Below are 15927 nucleotides of genomic sequence, written 5' to 3'. Positions count from 1 at the left end.
CCATGGCCTTCGTCCAAGCGGGCCCGCTCCGCTTCCACGTCCAGCGGCTCCCGGCCGGCGGGACCCCGGGCCCCGGCCGTCCCGGCGCCCCGGTCGTCGTGTTCCTCCACGGGCTGGTCGTCGACAACCTGTCCTCCTTCTACTGCCCCCTCGCCCTGCCGGCGGCCCGCGCCGGACACGAGACCGTCCTCTACGACCTGCGCGGCCACGGCCGCACCGAGCGCCCGGCCACCGGCTACGACACCCGCACCGCCGTACGGGACCTCTTCACGCTGCTCGGCGCGCTGGGCCTCGCCAGGCGCCCCGTCCACCTGGTCGGCAACAGCTACGGCGGCACCCTCGCGCTGCACGCCGCCCTGACCCGGCCCGACCTCGTCGCAGGGCTCACCCTCCTCGAACCCCCGCTCAGCGGGGCCTGGGTGGAGAACATGCTGGACACCCTGTCGGCCGCCGCACTCAGCCTGGAGGACACCCCGGTCCCCGCCGAACTGCTCACCCTGCGCCTGCGCAAGGCCGCCAACCTCACGGCCATCGCCGACGAACTCCTCAACCGGACCTCGCTGATCGACGACATCGCCGGGAGCCGCACCTTCACCCCGGCCGACTACGCCCGGCTGCGCTGCCCCGTGCTGATCGTCTGCGGTGAACATTCCGAGCTCGTGCCCGGTGCGAGGGAACTCCTTCGCCACGTCCCGCGCGCCGCCTCCATCGAGATCCTCCCGGGCCTGGGCCACGACGTGTTGAAGGAGAGCAGCGGAACCCTGCGCAAGGCCGTACTCGCGCACCTCGACGCGACGGCCGACCTCGCCGCGCGCACTCGACGGCCGGGAGCTCTGATCCGATGAGGGTGCTCTTCACGGTCCCGCCACTGGCAGGGCACGTCAATCCCACCGTGGCCGTCGGCGCCGAACTGATCGCCCGGGGCCACGACGTCGCCTGGACCGGACCGGCCCCGGCCCTGGCCGCCCTGCTGCCCGCCCGGGCCCGGATCCTGCCCGCCGGTGAAGGGGAAGGCACAGGCGAGGGCGTAGGCGTAGGCGCAGGTGCAGGCGGGACGGCCGCGGAAGGCGGTACCGCGACCGCGGCCGGCGCGCGCACCGCCTACACCGCCCTGCACGAGCGCTGGCGCGACCTGCGCGGGGTCGCGGCGCTGCGCTTCCTCTGGGAGGAGGCCCTGGTGCCGCTCGCCCGCGCCATGGTGCCCGGGGTGACCCTGGCGGTGCGCGCGTTCGAGCCGGACGTGCTGGTCGCCGACCAGCAGGCCCTGGCCGGTCCGCTCGTCGCCCGCCGGCTCGGCGTCCCGTGGGTCACCTCCGCCAGCACCTCGGCGGAACTCACCCGGCCCTTCGCCGACTTCCCGAAGGTGGGCGAGTGGGTGGCCGGGCAGATCGGGGGCGTGCTCGCGGAGTTCGGGGACGCCGCCGGGGAGGCAGACGGCTGGGACCCCCGGTTCTCCGACCGGCTCGTACTCGTCTTCTCCACACCCGAACTCCTCGGGGACACACACGGCTTCCCGCCGCACTACGCCTTCGTCGGACCGGCGCTCGGCGCCCGTCCGGCCGCTCCCGGCTTCCCCTGGCAGCGGCTGGACCCGGCGCGGCGACGCGTCCTGGTGTCGCTGGGCACCCTCAACCAGGAGGCGGGGGCCCGCTTCTACCGCGAAGTGCTGGGAGCCGCCCGCCAACTGGCCGCGCACACGCAGTTCGTCGTGGCCGCCCCGGCCGCCCTCCTGGGGGATCGGCCCGGCCACGTGCTGCACCAGGAGCGGGTCCCCCAGCTGGAGCTGCTGCCGCACCTGGACGCCGTGGTCTGCCACGGCGGGCACAACACCGTGTGCGAGGCCCTCGCGCACGGACTGCCGCTGGTGGTCGCACCGATCCGGGACGACCAGCCGATCGTGGCCCGGCAGGTCGTCGAGGCCGGCGCCGGCGTCCGGGTGCGGTTCGGCCGGACCCGGGCCGGGGAACTGCGCGATGCGCTCACGGCCGTGCTGGACGAGCCCGGCCCCCGCCGGGCGGCCCGGCGGATCCAGGCCTCATTCGCCGCTGCGGGCGGCGCCGCCGCCGCGGCCGACCGGTTGGAGAAGCTGATATGACGCCACCCCCGTTCCCGCACGTCCGGTGGGTTCCGGCGGCGCTGCTCACCGTGCTCGCCGCGGGCACCGTGCGCACCCGTCGACGGCTGCGGGCCCTGCCCGTACTGCCGCTGGTCCCGCCCGCGGCGGCCGGTGACATGCCGCGCCCAGCGGGGTGGCGGCTGCTCACCGCCCGGGGCGTCGAGCCCGACACCGCCACGTTCCTGAGCGCCTGCGCGTACGCCGAGCGCGAGGGGCTGAGGGTGCTGGACCTGCTGCCGGGGGACCTGGACGCCGAGCGGGCGCTCGGACTGCTGCGGCTGGTGGACCCGGCCCGCTACCGGGAGGACCGGCTCGGCGAGGGGCGCGGGGCCGGGCACGCCCTGCTCGTCACGCAGGAGGTGCTCGCGCGGGCCGGGGTGGAAAGCGGCCCGTCCCGCCCGACCCCCGCGGAACTCCTCGCGCTCACCCGCCGGGTGAAGGAGTACGCGGCCGGCGCAACCGGGCTGGCCATCGCCCCGGCGCTCAGCTGCGGCCGGCCCGCAACGGCCCCCTGGGGCGCAGGCTCCGGGGCGGCGCGCGCCGCCGAGCTGCGGGCACAGGGCCTGCCCCCGGGGGCGCTCGCGGCCGCCCAGCTGGGCGGGCTGGCGCTGCTCGCGGGCGCCGCCGTACGCCAGGGCCCGTGGGCCGCCGCCGCGGCCGGGCTGTACTGGCTGCAGCCGTACCTCGCGCTCGGCGGGCCCGGCTCCCCACTGCGCCCCCACGACCTGGCCCGCTCCACGGCCGCCCGGCCGGCCCGCTCCCTCGCCGCCGCCCTGGGTACCGCCGCTGCGGCCGCCCGCGACCGGGGCGGGGCGCAGGACCCCGCCCGCGCCGCCGCCTACCGGGCCGACCTGGCCGCCGGCACCGACCGGTTCCTCGAACCGCGCCGCCCGGACTGCCCGTGGTGCGGATCTGGGCGGCTCTCGGTCCGGGTCGAGGTCCCGGACCTGCTCCAGGCGAAGCCCGGCCGGTTCACCCTGGAACAGTGCGGGGACTGCGCGCACGTGTTCCAGAACCCCCGGCTGACCATCGAGGGGCTGGAGTTCTACTACCGGGACTTCTACGACGGGCGCGGCGGCGAGGGCGCCGGCACCGTGTTCGGACGCCTCGGCGCGGCCTACCGGGCGCGCGCCGAAATGCTCCTCACCCACGCCGAGCCCCGGTCGTGGCTGGACGTGGGAACGGGCCACGGCCACTTCTGCAACGCCGCCCGGGCCGTCTGGCCCCGTACCCGGTTCGACGGCCTGGACATGGGCGACGGCGTCCGCGAGGCGGAGCGCCGGGGCTGGGTGGAGACCGGGTACCAGGGGCAGTTCCCGGAGTTCGCGTCGAAGCTGGCGGGCCAGTACGAGGTCGTCAGCATGTACCACTACCTGGAGCACACCCGGGACCCGCTCGCCGAACTCGACGCGGCGGCCGCCGTCCTCGCCCCCGGCGGCCACCTGACCATCGAGCTCCCGGACCCCCAGTCCCGCATGGCGGACCTCCTGGGCCCGATGTGGCTGCCCTGGTTCCAGCCGCAGCACCAGCACCTGATCCCGGCCCGGAACCTGCGCGAGGCGCTGGCCTGCCGCGGGTTCGAAGTCCTGGCCGAGGAACACGGCCCGGCCCACCAGGGCAACGACTTCTTCGGCGCGGTGGCGCTCACCGTGACCCGCCTGGCCCCGGACCCCGACCGGCCCTGGGCGCCGCCGTCCACGCCCCGCGCGCGGGCCCTCGCCACGGCCGTGCGGGCCGCCTCCCTCCCGTTCTTCGCCGCAGCCGCGGCCGTCGACGCGGTGCGCACGGCCGCGGCCCACCGCACCGACGGCGGCAACGCCTACCGCCTCCTCGCCCGCAAGGACGTCCCGTGAGGGGCCCGGCCCCGGCGCCGTTCGACCTGGCCCGGCGGACCACCGCCGACCCGCTGTTCCGGCTGGTCGCCTACGCCCTGGAGGCCGCGCACGGGCGGCCCCCGACCGCGGTGTGGAGCGCCCCGTACGCCTTCCACCTCGGCTCGCCCGGACTCGTCGCGGCGGCCGGCTGGCCCACGGCCGCAGCCGCCGCCCCGCGTGACGACGGGCTGGTCCGGCTCAGCTCCCTCGCCCACCCCGCCGACAGCTGCGACCTGCCGCTGACCCCGTCCGGGCCGCCGCCCGCCGCCCCCGACTGGGCCGTGCGCCCGTACGCGGTGCTACGGGCGCTGGCGTCGGCCGGCATCGGCCGCGGCGGGAGCGACCTGCACGTGCAGGGCTCGCTCACCGCGGCCGCCGGACTCGCCACCGCCGAGCCCGCCGAGTGCGCGATCGCCCTGGCGGTGGCCGACGCCCACACCGGCCCGGGCCGGCCCCCGGACCGGTCCGGCACGGCCCGGGTGCTGGCCGAGGCCCTGCCCGACGGGGACGACGCCCTGCGCCGGGCCGTCCTCTTCGCCCGGCGCGGCCGGGCGCTGCTGGACCCGGTCCCGGCGGACCGGCGGCGCCGGCGCTACGTCTCCTTCGACCCGGCCGCCTCGGGCGCGCGGCTGGTGCTGCTGGCCGTGCGCGGGGACCCGGCGGACCGGCCCGCGGAGCTGGCCCGGGCCGTGGACCTCACCCGCCGGGCCGGGGCCCTGAGCGCCTGGCAGCCCGGGCGGCGGCCCGGCCGGAGCGCACTGGTGCTGCTGCCCGAGTCACGAGTGGCGGGGGCCCGGGCCGCGGTCGCCGAGGGCTTCCGCGGACGCGGACGGCCCGTACCGCGGTTCCTGAACATCACCGTGTCCGGCGCGGCCCGGCGCGAGGAGTGACACCCCGACCGTCTCCACCTTCACCAGGAGGAACACCCATGCCCACACCCTCGCCCAAGACGGCCGCCAGACGCGGGGCCCGGCGCTCCGCGCTCGTGGCCGCCCTCGGTGCGGTCGGCCTGCTGGCCGCCTTCACCGTGGCCGGCTCCCAGGCCGCCGAGCGCGGCGCCGACGCCGGTCCGGCCGCCGCGGCGGCCCTGCCCTCGTACGACCACGTGGTGGTCGCCGTGTTCGAGAACAAGCAGTACGGCGAGATCATCGGCAACGCGAGCGCCCCGTACATCAACCAGCTCGCGACCGGCGGAGCGAGCCTGACCGGCATGAAGGCACTGACCCATCCCAGCCAGCCGAACTACTTCAACCTCTTCTCCGGAGGCACCCAGGGCATCACGGGGGACAGCTGCTTCACCCCGCAGTCGATGACGGCCCCCAACCTCGGCCAGGAGCTGATCGCGGCCGGCAAGACCTTCGCGACGTACAACGAAGACCTGCCGAGCGAGGGTTCCACGGCCTGCACGAGCGGCAAGTACGCGCAGAAGCACAACCCGTGGTTCGCCTTCAAGAACGTGCCGCTGAACACCGGCAAGACCTGGACGCAGTTCCCCCGCAACGACTTCGCGGCCCTGCCGAACCTGTCGTTCGTCGTGCCCAACCTGTGCAACGACATGCACGACTGTGCCGTCGGTACGGGTGACACCTGGACGAAGGACAACCTCGACGCCTACGCGCAGTGGGCCAAGAGCAACAACAGCCTGCTGGTCCTGACCTGGGACGAGGACAACTACCTGGGCTCCAACCAGATCGCCACCGTCTTCTACGGAGCGAACGTCAAGACGGGCACGTACACCACCGCCTACAACCACCACCACCTGCTGCGGACCCTCGAGGACCTGTTCGGCTCGCCGGCACACGCGGGCAACGCGGCCAATGCCCAGCCCATCACGGAAGTGTTCACCACCGGCCCGATCCCGACCCCCACCCCCACCCCTACGCCGACCCCGACTCCCACCCCCACCACCGGTGACCTGAGGCTGGCCGACCCCGGACCGCAGACCTGCAAGTTCAACCAGTCCTGCACCATCCAGCTCACCGCGACCGGCGGCAAGGCCCCGATCCGCTACGCCGCCACGGGCCTCCCCCTCGGCCTGACCGCCGACCCCGGCACCGGCCGGATCAGCGGCAGGCCGTGGTCCGTCGCCACGGTCCGGATCACCGCCACCGCCACCGATGCCGCGGGAGTGACCGTCACCGCCGCGTTCCCCCTCACCGTCAACTGGTTCTGACGACACACCCGCGGCCGGACATGACCACCGCCGGTCCTGCGCTATAGTTGACCTTGAGCTCGGGGCCGCGAAAAGCGGTCCGCGGGGCACGCGTTGGTGGTCCAAGGAAAGACACCCCACTTCCCGTGGGGGGATGCAGGTGCAAGGCCTGCCCAGCGCTCGATCAAGGCCCCGGCCTCCTCATGGAGACCGGGGCCTTTTCGTCGTGTCCGTGACCGGGCAGGAATGGAGAAGCCAAACCCGTCCGTCGGCCGTAGCGTGGCCCGCATGGACACCGGTTGCGCTACGGCCGGTCGCGAGGACGGAGAAACGACGAGCATGGCCACGAGGACGGACACGCAGTCGCCCACGCTGCACGCTGCCGACACCCATGACGTGATCCGCGTGCACGGCGCCCGCGAGAACAACCTCAAGGACGTCAGCATCGAGATCCCCAAGCGCCGGCTGACGGTGTTCACGGGCGTCTCCGGATCGGGCAAGAGCTCCCTGGTCTTCAGCACGATCGCCGCCGAGTCGCAGCGGCTGATCAACGAGACGTACAGCGCCTTCGTCCAGGGCTTCATGCCGACGCTGGCGCGGCCCGAGGTCGACGTACTCGACGGGCTGACGACCGTGATCACCGTGGACCAGCAGCGCATGGGCGGTGACCCACGCTCCACCGTCGGTACCGCCACCGACGCCAACGCCATGCTCCGCATCCTGTTCAGCCGGCTCGGACAGCCGCACATCGGCCCGCCCGGCGCCTACGCCTTCAACGTCCCCTCCGTCCGGGCGAGCGGTGCGATCACCGTCGAGCGCGGCGCCAAGAAGGCGGTGAAGGCCACCTTCAACCGCACCGGTGGCATGTGCCCCCGGTGCGAGGGCCGCGGCACCGTCTCCGACCTCGACCTCGCCCAGCTCTACGACGACACCAAGTCGCTCTCCGAGGGCGCCGTCACCATCCCCGGCTACGGCTCCGACGGCTGGAACATGCGGCTCTACAAGGAGTCCGGCCTCCTCGACCCGGACAAGCCGATCCGCTCGTACACCAAGAGGGAACTGCACGACTTCCTCCACCACGAGCCGACCCGGATGAAGATCGCGGGCATCAACATGACCTACGAGGGACTGATCCCGCGGGTCCAGAAGTCGATGCTCTCCAAGGACAAGGAGTCGATGCAGCCGCACATCCGGGAGTTCGTGGACCGGGCGGTCACCTTCACCACCTGCCCCGCATGCGACGGCACCCGCCTCAGCGAGGGCGCCCGGTCCTCGAAGATCGGGGGGATCAGCATCGCCGACGCCTGCGCCATGCAGATCAGCGACCTCGCCGACTGGGTCCGGGGCCTCGAAGAGCCGTCGGTGGGGCCGCTGCTCGACGCGCTGCGGCAGACCCTCGACTCCTTCGGGGAGATCGGCCTCGGCTACCTCTCGCTCGACCGTCCGTCGGGCACGCTCTCGGGCGGCGAGGCGCAGCGCGTCAAGATGATCCGCCACCTCGGCTCCTCGCTGACCGACGTGACCTACGTGTTCGACGAGCCCACCACGGGCCTGCACCCGCACGACATCCAGCGGATGAACGACCTGCTGCTGAGGCTGCGGGACAAGGGCAACACGGTGCTCGTCGTGGAGCACAAGCCGGAGACGATCGCGATCGCCGACCACGTCGTCGACCTCGGTCCCGGCGCCGGAACCGCAGGCGGCACCGTCTGCTTCGAGGGCACCGTCGAGGGGCTGCGCGGCGCGGGCACCGTCACCGGCCGGCATTTCGACGACCGGGCCGCCCTCAAGGAAAAGCCGCGGACCCCCACCGGCGCCCTGGAGGTCCGCGGCGCGACGACGCACAACCTGCGGGGCGTCGACGTCGACATCCCGCTGGGGGTGCTGGCCGTCGTCACCGGCGTCGCCGGTTCCGGCAAGAGCTCGCTCGTGCACGGCTCGCTCGTCAAGGGCGGGGGAGCCGCGGGGGCGGGTGTGGTGTCGGTCGACCAGGGCGCGATCCGCGGCTCCCGGCGCAGCAACCCGGCGACGTACACCGGCCTGCTCGACCCGGTCCGCAAGGCGTTCGCCAAGGCCAACGGCGTGAAGCCGGCCCTGTTCAGTTCCAACTCCGAGGGCGCCTGCCCCACCTGCAACGGGGCCGGCGTCGTCTACACCGACCTCGCCATGATGGCGGGCGTCGCCACCACCTGCGAGGAGTGCGAGGGCAAGCGCTTCCAGGCGTCGGTACTGGAGTACCGCCTCGGCGGCCGCGACATCAGCGAGGTCCTCGCGATGCCGGTGACCGAGGCCGCGGAGTTCTTCGGCGACGGCGAGGCACGCACCCCGGCCGCCCACCGCATCCTCGAACGGCTCGCCGACGTCGGGCTCGGCTACCTGACCATCGGACAGCCGCTCACCACCCTCTCCGGCGGCGAGCGGCAGCGGCTCAAGCTGGCCACGCACATGGCCGACAAGGGCGGTGTCTACGTCCTCGACGAGCCGACCGCCGGACTGCACCTCGCCGACGTCGAGCAGCTGCTCGGCCTGCTCGACCGGCTCGTGGACTCGGGCAAGTCCGTCATCGTGGTCGAGCACCACCAGGCGGTCATGGCGCACGCCGACTGGATCATCGACCTCGGTCCCGGAGCCGGCCACGACGGCGGCCGGATCGTCTTCGAGGGCACACCGGCCGACCTCGTCGCCGCCCGCTCCACCCTCACCGGCCGGCACCTCGCCGCGTACGTCGGCAGCTGACCGCCTTTCCACCCGCCCGGCCACCGGCGCCCTTCGTCGACCTCGACGTGCGAAGGGCGTCAGACGGCGGGGGAGGGGATGTAGGCCAGGCCGTGGGCGCCCGGTTCGCCCGCGCGCTCGACGTGCAAGGTCGCCACCGTCTGCCTGCGCGGCAGGTCCACCACCGTCACCGTGCTGGACGAGACGGCCGCGACGTAGCCGTAGCGGCCGTCGGGCGACGAGGTGATCGTCAGGGGAAAGGCGCCGACCTCCACACTGCCGAGGTCCTCGCCGTCCTTGCCGTACACGTGCAAGAGCCCCGGGGCCTGCTCGCCGAGCGCCGCGCCGCCCGCCCGCATGCGCAGCTCACCGGCCAGGACGAGATGCGTGGCGGTGACGTGCACGGGGAAGACGGGGCCGTCCGTGCGGTGGGTCCGCACCACGGCGCCGGTGGCCGTGTCGATCACCCGGACCCCGGCCCCGGGCACCGGGCCCGTGACGGTCAAGTCCCCCTTGGGGGCGGCCGCGTACACGTACCGTCCGTCGCGCGAGGCCGCGATTCCCTCGCTCCCCGGCACCGCGATCCGGCCGGCCGGCGTACCCGAGCCGATGTCGAGGACCGAGAGGAACGGCGCCTCCTTGTTCGCGCTGTACGCACGGCTCCCGTCCGGAGTGAGCGTGAACCAGTGCGGGCCGGGCGCCCCCACGGGCAGCCGGCGTACGGGCTCCAGGGAGTCCGCGTCGAGCGCCACCAGGGCGCCCTCCTCGTCGCCGTGCGCCTCGACGCTCACCCACAGCAGGCCGCCCGAGGGGTCCAGGGCGATGCCGTGCGGCGCGCGTTCCGGCGCCAGGTCGACGACGTCGAGGATCCGGCGCCGGTCGGGATCGATGACCACCAGCTCATGGGCCCGCCCGGTGTTGGCGTGGTAGTAGCCGGAGCGGTAGGTGATCGTGGCGTACAGCCGCCGCCGTACCGGGTCGAAGCACAACTCGTGCGGTTCGCTGGGGACTTCGATCACTTCGAGCCGGCGGAAGTCCACCGCGTCGAAGAAGGTGACCGTGGGGCCGCTCTGGCTCGCCACGGCGAGTACGTCGTTCGTTGTCCGTGTCATGGACCAGAGCCTGGACCGGCCGGACGATTAACTCCAGTGCACTTGTGGCAAGGTGTGATTGCATGCAACGCAAACGTGCTGGCCGTGCCCGAGCCGCACGGCCCTTCGAGTGACGGGAGACACAGTGCGGGACGGACCCGAACGGCAGCTGGACCTCAACCTGCTGGTCGCCCTCGACGCGCTGCTGGAGGAGGGGAGCGTCACCGGGGCCGCCGCGCGCCTGCACGTGTCCGCGCCCGCCATGAGCCGCACCCTCGGCCGCATCCGCACGGTCCTGCGCGATCCCGTGCTCGTACGCGCCGGACGGGAGCTCGTCCCCACCCCGCGCGCCGTCGAACTGCGACCGCGCGTCCGCGCCCTCGTCCATCAGGCACACGCCCTCCTGGTACCCGAGCCCGTCACCGACCCGGCGCGACAGACCCGCGAATTCACCGTCCAGGCAGGCGAGATGCTGCTGCCCGGACTCGCCCCCCGGCTCGTGCGCGCCGTCGTGGACCAGGCCCCCGGAGTCACCCTGCGCTTCATGCCGGAGGCCCTGGAAGGTACACCCGCCCTGCGCGAGGGCCGGCTCGATCTCGAAATCGGCGTCATCGGCCACCCCGATCCGGAGACCCGGATCGAATCCCTGGGCCGGACCCGCCTCCTGGCCGCCGTGCGCGCCGGACACCCCCTGGCACGCCGCAAGACGGTCACCGCCCGGGCCTTCGCCGCCGCCGATCACGTCGGGGTGTCCCGCCAGGGCCGGGTCCGCGGCCCCGTGGACGACAGGCTGGGCGAACTCGGGCTGAGCCGCCGGGTGGTCGCCGTCGTACCGTCCTGGAGCGCCGCGCTCTTCCTGTGCCGGGAGAGCGACCTGGTCTGCCTCACCCCGGCCTGCGCCCCGTCCCGCCCTCACGAACTGCTGGGCCTGCACACGTTCGAAGTGCCGCTGGAACTGCCGCCCGTCGCCCTCGGCATGGCGTGGCACCCGCGCAACGACGCCGACCCCGGGCACGGCTGGCTCCGTGACCGGGTCCGGGAAAGCTGGCGGGCCGGCGGCTTTTCGGGGTAGACGGGCCGCGACGAAAGGACGGCCGGGATGGGCGAGTTGTTGGTCGGTACGTGTTCCTGGACGGACAAGGCACTTGTGGGCAGCGGGTGGTACCCGCCGGGGCGGCGCGATCCGGAGGGGCGATTGCGGCACTACGCCGAACGGTTCCCCGTCGTGGAGGTCGACGCCGGCTACTACGCGCTCCCCAGCGTGCGCAACAGCATGCTCTGGGCCGAACGCACCCCGCCCGGCTTCCGCTTCGACGTCAAGGCCTTCTCCCTCCTCACCGGCCACCCGACCCGCAAGGCCGCCCTGCCCGCCGACCTGCGGGGCCACGACAGCGGCGACCCGGAGCTCCTCGACGAGGTCTGGCACCGTTTCGGCGCGGCCCTGCGCCCGCTCGCGGAGACGGGCCGGCTGGGCGCCGTACTGTTCCAGTTCCCGCCCTGGTTCGTCCCGGGGGAGCGGGCGGAGACCGCCTTGCACCGCATCCGGAAGCGGGCGCCCGAGTGGCCGGTGGCGGTGGAGTTCCGCCACCCCGACTGGTGGCGCGAGGGCGGGCGGGAGCGCACCGCCGCCCTGTTGCGGGACCTGGACGCCACCGCCGTGGCCGTGGACACGGCCCGGGCGCTGCCCACCTCCATACCGCCGGTCACGCCGGTCACGTCCTCGAAGCTCGGGGTGGTCCGCTTCCACGGCCGCAGCCGCGCCTGGGGCACCGGCAGCAAGGAGGACCGCTTCCGCCACACCTACACGGAGGGCGAGTTGCGCGAATGGCTGCCGCGCCTGCGCAGCCTCGCGGACCGGGTCGAGCAGCTGCACGTCCTGTTCAACAACTGCTGCGGCGACGCCGCCGTACGGGCCGCGGAGACCATGCGGAACCTGCTGGGCCAGCCCGAGCGGGCGGACGGGTCGGCTGACCGGGTGCCGTCTTGAGCCGGTTTCCCGGCGCCACCGGGTCCGGCGGGAAACCCGCGCACGGAGGCGGAACGGTCCTGCCGCCCGGACGGGTCCCGGCCGCACCGGTCCCCGGTGCCCGGGCCGCGTGCGCGAGCGGACGGCCCGCGGCACCGGCACCGCGCGGCACGAGCACCCTCAGGATGCCGCGGGCACGGCCCACGGCGACCCGCGGGATCAGCGGCGCGCGCCCCGCGAGGTCGGGCGGTGCGGCCTATCCTGGAAACGGCGGCTGGTAGCGCGAGCGGCCTCCCGGCCGCCGGGCCCGGCCACGGGCGCGCACCCCTCTCCGAACCACCGCGCCCGCGTGCCGGCTCAGCGCCCGGGTCACGACGCGGCCTCCGTGTGGCCGACGCAGGCGGGAGGAGCGGACCGTGCCGGAACAGGGTGAACGCCGGATCGTGCTGGTCCGGCATGCCAAGGCGGTACCCAAGGACGTCACCGAGGACTTCGAGCGCGGCCTGGCCGACCGGGGCTGCCACGACGCGCCGCGTGCGGGCAACTGGCTGGAGCGGTCCGGATACGGCGTGGACCTGGCTCTGTGCTCCTCGGCCCGGCGGGCCCGCCAGACCTGGCAGCTGATGCTGCCCCTGCTGAGCGAGCCGCCCCCCACCCTCTACCAGGCCCGGCTCTACGAAGCCGAGGCGCACGACCTGCTCGCCGTCGTCGCGGAGGCCGCGGCCGAGGTGCACGGCCTCGTGCTGGTCGGGCACAACCCGGCCATCCGCGAAGTCGCCAGGAGCCTGTGCGGCACAGGCCCGAAGAAGCTCGTGCAACGCCTCGGGGCGGCCTTCCCGACCTCCGCCGTCGCCGTACTGGCCGTGAAGGGAGGCTGGGACGACGTGGCGCCGGGGGCGGCCCGTCTGGCCGCCTTCTGGGCACCGGGCGACGACTGAACGAGGAGCGGTGCGACGCGGCGGAAGCCGCGCGACGGTGCCGCGGGTGGCACAGTGGGTGCATGTGTGGCCGTTACGCATCCACCCGCGCCCCCGCCGACCTGGCCGGCCTCTTCGAAGCCCGCTGGGACCCGCGCGAGACGCTCGCCCCGAGCTGGAACGTCGCTCCCACCGACCCGGTCTGGGCCGTCGTCGAACGCAAGGACCGCGCCACGCACGCCGTGGAGCGCAGGCTGCGCGCCGTGCGCTGGGGGCTGGTCCCGTCCTGGGCCAAGGATCCGGGCGTCGGCGCCCGGATGATCAACGCCCGGGTGGAGACGGTCCACGAGAAGCCGGCCTTCCGCCGGGCCCTCGCCAAGCGGCGGTGCCTGATGCCGGCGGACGGCTTCTACGAGTGGCAGACCGAGCGGACCGGGAACGACGGGAAGACCTACAAGCAGCCCTACTTCATCCGTCCCGAGGACGCGTCGGTGATGGCCATGGCCGGGTTGTACGAGTTCTGGCGGGACCGCAGCGTCGCCGACGACGACGATCCGGCGGCCTGGCTCACGACGGCGACCGTCATCACCACCGAGGCCGCGGACGCGGCCGGCCGCATCCACCCCCGGATGCCCCTGGCACTGGACCCCGCGGACTACGAGGCCTGGCTCGACCCCGCCCACCAGGACGTCAACGCCCTGCGTGCCCTGCTGCACACGCCGGCCGACGGCCGGCTCGCGGTACGGGCGGTGTCCACCGAAGTCAACAGCGTCCGGAACAACGGCCCCCACCTCCTGCAGGACGCCCCGGCCCGGTGAGGAACGAGGCCGCCCGCTCACCCCACGTGCCGACGTCGGCGCGGGTACGGGAGACGTGGAGCTCCGCTCCGGGCAGTGAGCGGGCCAGGGTCCGCGCCGTCGACAGCGGATGGCCGGGGTCGCCCTCCCAGGCGAGGACCAGGGCCGGCAGGCGCAGCGCGGCGAGCGAGGCGGGTGCGGGCAGATCGGAGAGCGCGAGCCCCCGCAGGACCGCCGGGAGGATCCGCTCCGGCGGTGTCGGCGGGAACCCGGGGACATCGGCCACCACCCGCGGGGGCGGCCGCTCCTGCCTCCCGGCGAGCCAGGCGCCCACCCCCTGCCGCTCGACGGTCTCGGCGGCGGCCCTGTCGGCCCGCGCGTGCGCCTGACGCGTCGTCCACGCGGTGGGCGGGATCAGCAGCACCAGCGCGGAGAACCGCTCCGGCGCCCGGACGGCGGCGTGCAGTACGGTGGCGCAGCCCATCGAGGAGCCCAGGGCGTCGGCGGGCCCGGAGGCGCCCAGGTGCCCGAGGAGGGCCAGCAGGTCCTCCGCGAGGCTGTCGTACGTGTAGTCGGTGTCCACGGCGCCGCCCGTGGACCGACCGTGGCCCCGGGCGTCGTACCGGACCAGGCGCCGCCCCGCCCGCAGGAGTGGCGCCCAGTCGAACAGGCCCATCCGGTCCTCGACCGCCTGGCTGACGAAGCCGCCGTGCGCGTACACGGCGAGCGGACCCGCGCCGTAGTCGTCGTACACGAGTTCGGCGCCGCGGTGCCGGAAGCGGCCTTCGCGGCCGGTCGCGTCCATCGCCGGGCCTCCTCGTGTCAGGCCGCTCGTGTCGGGTCGCTCCCGCAAGGCAGCTCGCGCCAGGCCGCCCGGTCAGGACCGCTCGTCCTCGGGGGAGCCGAAGTTGCCGTAGCCCTGGAGGTCGTGCGCCGTGCGGCGGCTGCCGTCCGTGGGGAACGTCTGGGCTTGGGCCTCGCGCCGCTCCTCGCTGCGCCCGGCGTCCGCCGGGCGACGGGGCTGCTCGGCCGCGGTGGGCGGCTTCGGCTCGGCGGCGCGGCGTTTCATGCCCCACCACACCGCGCCGATCAGCACGACGACGACGATCACGCCTACCGTCGAGGCGAAGGCGGTTCCCGAAGCGCTCATCGCGAGCGCGGTGGCCGAGTTCATCATGGAGCCGTTTCCTTTCCCGGGGCGCCGCACCGGGCCGCCTACGGCCCGGTGCGGACGTCCTCTTGTCCCCGTCGCGGCTGCCCGGCGCACGGCGGGTGAAACGGCGCGAGCGGCACGCTCAGTACCGGGTGTGCCCGTTGGGGGAGAGGTGGTAGACGGCGAAGGCCCGGTCGATGACGGGCATAGCGACGTTGCGCACCCGGATCCCCCCGGCGGTCATCCCGTGCTCCTTGCCGGCGTGGGCGTGCCCGTGGATGGCGAGGTCGGCGCCCGCGTCGTCGACGGCCTCCGCCAGCAGGTAGCTGCCGAGGAAGGGGTAGATCTCCCTCGGTTCCCCCGCAAGGGTGTCCTCGACGGGCGAGAAGTGCGTGAGCGCGATCCTGATGTCGCAGTCGGAGCCGCGCAGTTCGTGCAGGGACTCCCGCAGGCTGTTGGCGCTGCGACGGGTGTACTGGACGAAGGACTTCATCTCGGGTTCGCCGAAATCGCTGGCACAGCGGCCTGCGAAGCCGCCGCAGAAGCCCTTGGTGCCGGCGACGCCGACTTTCGTGCCGGCGATGTCGAGGACCACGCCGTCGCCTTCCAGCACGTGCACCCCCACCCGGGCGAGTTCCTCGGCGACGGCGGCCTCCTGGTCGCTCTGGTAGTCGTGGTTGCCCAGCACGGCGGCCACCGGCACGGGCAGCCCCGCCACTTCGTGGGCGACGACGCGTGCCTCTTCGGCAGTGCCGTGCCGGGTGAGGTCACCGGCGAGCAGCAACAAGTCCGCATGGGCGCCGAGGGTCTCGAAGGCCGGCCTCAGCGTTCCCTCGCTGCCCGGTCCGAGGTGGATGTCCCCGACGGCCGCGACGCGGATCATGACAGCTCTTCCGAGTGGTCGGGCGGCGCCGCGCAGTTCACCGTCACGTCCTGGTGCCAGGCCACGCCGGCCAGTTCCTCCCCGGCGATGCGCAGGACCTCCGCCCGGCAGTCGGCGCTGGTCACGCTGCCCGAGAGGTGCGCGGTGGCCCCGTGCATCTCGATCCGTACGCCCAGCTCGGCGATGTCCTCGCGGGCCAGCCGGTCCCGCAGGTGCTGGATGCGGTACTCGATCAGCTCGGCGGTGTTCATACCGTTCATACG

Annotated in this window: 15 protein-coding genes; 10 read left to right on the top strand and 5 right to left on the bottom strand. The window is 74.2% G+C overall.

Annotation, left to right across the window (positions count from 1 at the left end):
• Window positions 1-2 precede the first annotated feature (2 nt).
• The 6 genes from OG861_RS03235 to OG861_RS03210 all read left to right on the top strand — a co-directional run bounded on the left by OG861_RS03235 (window position 3) and on the right by OG861_RS03210 (window position 8878).
• Window positions 3-845 carry an alpha/beta fold hydrolase gene (locus tag OG861_RS03235; RefSeq protein ID WP_330261177.1) on the top strand — a complete coding sequence of 281 codons (843 nt, stop codon included), beginning with the start codon at window positions 3-5 and terminating at the stop codon, window positions 843-845.
• Entirely contained in the window at window positions 842-2095 is a 1254-nt protein-coding gene (locus OG861_RS03230) for a glycosyltransferase (protein WP_330261176.1), read from the top strand. Before OG861_RS03235 ends, OG861_RS03230 begins: the two co-directional genes overlap by 4 nt.
• On the top strand, window positions 2092-3969 hold the full coding sequence (locus OG861_RS03225; RefSeq protein WP_330261175.1) for a class I SAM-dependent methyltransferase: 1878 nt from the start codon (window positions 2092-2094) through the stop codon (window positions 3967-3969). The genes OG861_RS03230 and OG861_RS03225 overlap by 4 nt, the downstream gene beginning before the upstream one ends.
• Entirely contained in the window at window positions 3966-4880 is a 915-nt protein-coding gene (locus OG861_RS03220) for a galactokinase (RefSeq protein WP_329200716.1), read from the top strand. The genes OG861_RS03225 and OG861_RS03220 overlap by 4 nt, the downstream gene beginning before the upstream one ends.
• A gap of 38 nt (window positions 4881-4918) precedes the next feature.
• Window positions 4919-6163: an alkaline phosphatase family protein gene (locus OG861_RS03215; RefSeq protein ID WP_330261174.1), complete on the top strand. Its 1245-nt coding sequence runs from the start codon at window positions 4919-4921 to the stop codon at window positions 6161-6163.
• A gap of 318 nt (window positions 6164-6481) precedes the next feature.
• The gene (locus OG861_RS03210) at window positions 6482-8878 is read left to right on the top strand and encodes an excinuclease ABC subunit UvrA (RefSeq protein ID WP_329200718.1); all 2397 of its coding nucleotides are present in this window, start codon (window positions 6482-6484) and stop codon (window positions 8876-8878) included.
• A gap of 59 nt (window positions 8879-8937) precedes the next feature.
• Here OG861_RS03210 and OG861_RS03205 read toward each other — a convergent pair whose 3' ends face one another.
• Complete coding sequence (locus OG861_RS03205; RefSeq protein WP_330261173.1) at window positions 8938-9969, bottom strand: YncE family protein; 1032 nt, start codon at window positions 9967-9969, stop codon at window positions 8938-8940.
• A gap of 124 nt (window positions 9970-10093) precedes the next feature.
• Between OG861_RS03205 and OG861_RS03200 the strand changes: the two genes are divergently transcribed.
• The 4 genes from OG861_RS03200 (at window position 10094) to OG861_RS03185 (ending at window position 13649) form a co-directional block, all read left to right on the top strand.
• Window positions 10094-11020: a LysR family transcriptional regulator gene (locus OG861_RS03200; RefSeq protein ID WP_330261172.1), complete on the top strand. Its 927-nt coding sequence runs from the start codon at window positions 10094-10096 to the stop codon at window positions 11018-11020.
• A gap of 27 nt (window positions 11021-11047) precedes the next feature.
• The gene (locus OG861_RS03195; protein ID WP_330261171.1) at window positions 11048-11935 is read left to right on the top strand and encodes a DUF72 domain-containing protein; all 888 of its coding nucleotides are present in this window, start codon (window positions 11048-11050) and stop codon (window positions 11933-11935) included.
• Between the two features lie 395 nt (window positions 11936-12330).
• A complete protein-coding gene (locus OG861_RS03190; protein WP_329200724.1) occupies window positions 12331-12852 on the top strand; it encodes a SixA phosphatase family protein in 522 nt (173 codons plus the stop codon).
• A 62-nt stretch (window positions 12853-12914) separates the two neighbouring features.
• Window positions 12915-13649, top strand: coding sequence for an SOS response-associated peptidase (locus OG861_RS03185; protein ID WP_329200726.1), 735 nt, complete (start codon window positions 12915-12917; stop codon window positions 13647-13649).
• On the opposite strand, the gene OG861_RS03180 is transcribed toward OG861_RS03185, so the two are convergent.
• The 4 genes from OG861_RS03180 to OG861_RS03165 form a co-directional block, all read right to left on the bottom strand.
• The gene (locus tag OG861_RS03180; protein ID WP_329200728.1) at window positions 13594-14433 is read right to left on the bottom strand and encodes an alpha/beta fold hydrolase; all 840 of its coding nucleotides are present in this window, start codon (window positions 14431-14433) and stop codon (window positions 13594-13596) included. The two genes, OG861_RS03185 and OG861_RS03180, sit on opposite strands and share 56 nt — an antisense overlap.
• A 72-nt stretch (window positions 14434-14505) precedes the next feature.
• Window positions 14506-14805: a DUF6479 family protein gene (locus OG861_RS03175; protein ID WP_330261170.1), complete on the bottom strand. Its 300-nt coding sequence runs from the start codon at window positions 14803-14805 to the stop codon at window positions 14506-14508.
• Window positions 14806-14923: 118 nt separating this feature from the next.
• Entirely contained in the window at window positions 14924-15664 is a 741-nt protein-coding gene (locus OG861_RS03170; protein WP_330261169.1) for a metallophosphoesterase family protein, read from the bottom strand.
• Window positions 15661-15924, bottom strand: coding sequence for a hypothetical protein (locus tag OG861_RS03165; RefSeq protein WP_329200735.1), 264 nt, complete (start codon window positions 15922-15924; stop codon window positions 15661-15663). Before OG861_RS03165 ends, OG861_RS03170 begins: the two co-directional genes overlap by 4 nt.
• Window positions 15925-15927 lie beyond the last annotated feature (3 nt).

This window comes from Streptomyces sp. NBC_00539 (assembly GCF_036346105.1).
Taxonomy (GTDB): domain Bacteria; phylum Actinomycetota; class Actinomycetes; order Streptomycetales; family Streptomycetaceae; genus Streptomyces.
The sequence above is the reverse complement of the archived record's forward strand: the minus strand, read 5'-3'. Positions and strand labels throughout refer to the sequence as shown.

Bases quoted from the DNA above. Each gene is read 5' to 3' on its own strand.
- OG861_RS03235 (WP_330261177.1), top strand. From the start codon at position 3: ATGGCCTTCGTCCAAGCGGGCCCGCTCCGCTTCCACGTCCAGCGGCTC.
- OG861_RS03230 (WP_330261176.1), top strand. From the start codon at position 842: ATGAGGGTGCTCTTCACGGTCCCGCCACTGGCAGGGCACGTCAATCCC.
- OG861_RS03225 (WP_330261175.1), top strand. From the start codon at position 2,092: ATGACGCCACCCCCGTTCCCGCACGTCCGGTGGGTTCCGGCGGCGCTG.
- OG861_RS03215 (WP_330261174.1), top strand. From the start codon at position 4,919: ATGCCCACACCCTCGCCCAAGACGGCCGCCAGACGCGGGGCCCGGCGC.
- OG861_RS03210 (WP_329200718.1), top strand. From the start codon at position 6,482: ATGGCCACGAGGACGGACACGCAGTCGCCCACGCTGCACGCTGCCGAC.
- OG861_RS03205 (WP_330261173.1), bottom strand. From the start codon at position 9,969: ATGACACGGACAACGAACGACGTACTCGCCGTGGCGAGCCAGAGCGGC.
- OG861_RS03195 (WP_330261171.1), top strand. From the start codon at position 11,048: ATGGGCGAGTTGTTGGTCGGTACGTGTTCCTGGACGGACAAGGCACTT.
- OG861_RS03185 (WP_329200726.1), top strand. From the start codon at position 12,915: ATGTGTGGCCGTTACGCATCCACCCGCGCCCCCGCCGACCTGGCCGGC.
- OG861_RS03180 (WP_329200728.1), bottom strand. From the start codon at position 14,433: ATGGACGCGACCGGCCGCGAAGGCCGCTTCCGGCACCGCGGCGCCGAA.
- OG861_RS03175 (WP_330261170.1), bottom strand. From the start codon at position 14,805: ATGATGAACTCGGCCACCGCGCTCGCGATGAGCGCTTCGGGAACCGCC.
- OG861_RS03170 (WP_330261169.1), bottom strand. From the start codon at position 15,664: ATGATCCGCGTCGCGGCCGTCGGGGACATCCACCTCGGACCGGGCAGC.
- OG861_RS03165 (WP_329200735.1), bottom strand. From the start codon at position 15,924: ATGAACGGTATGAACACCGCCGAGCTGATCGAGTACCGCATCCAGCAC.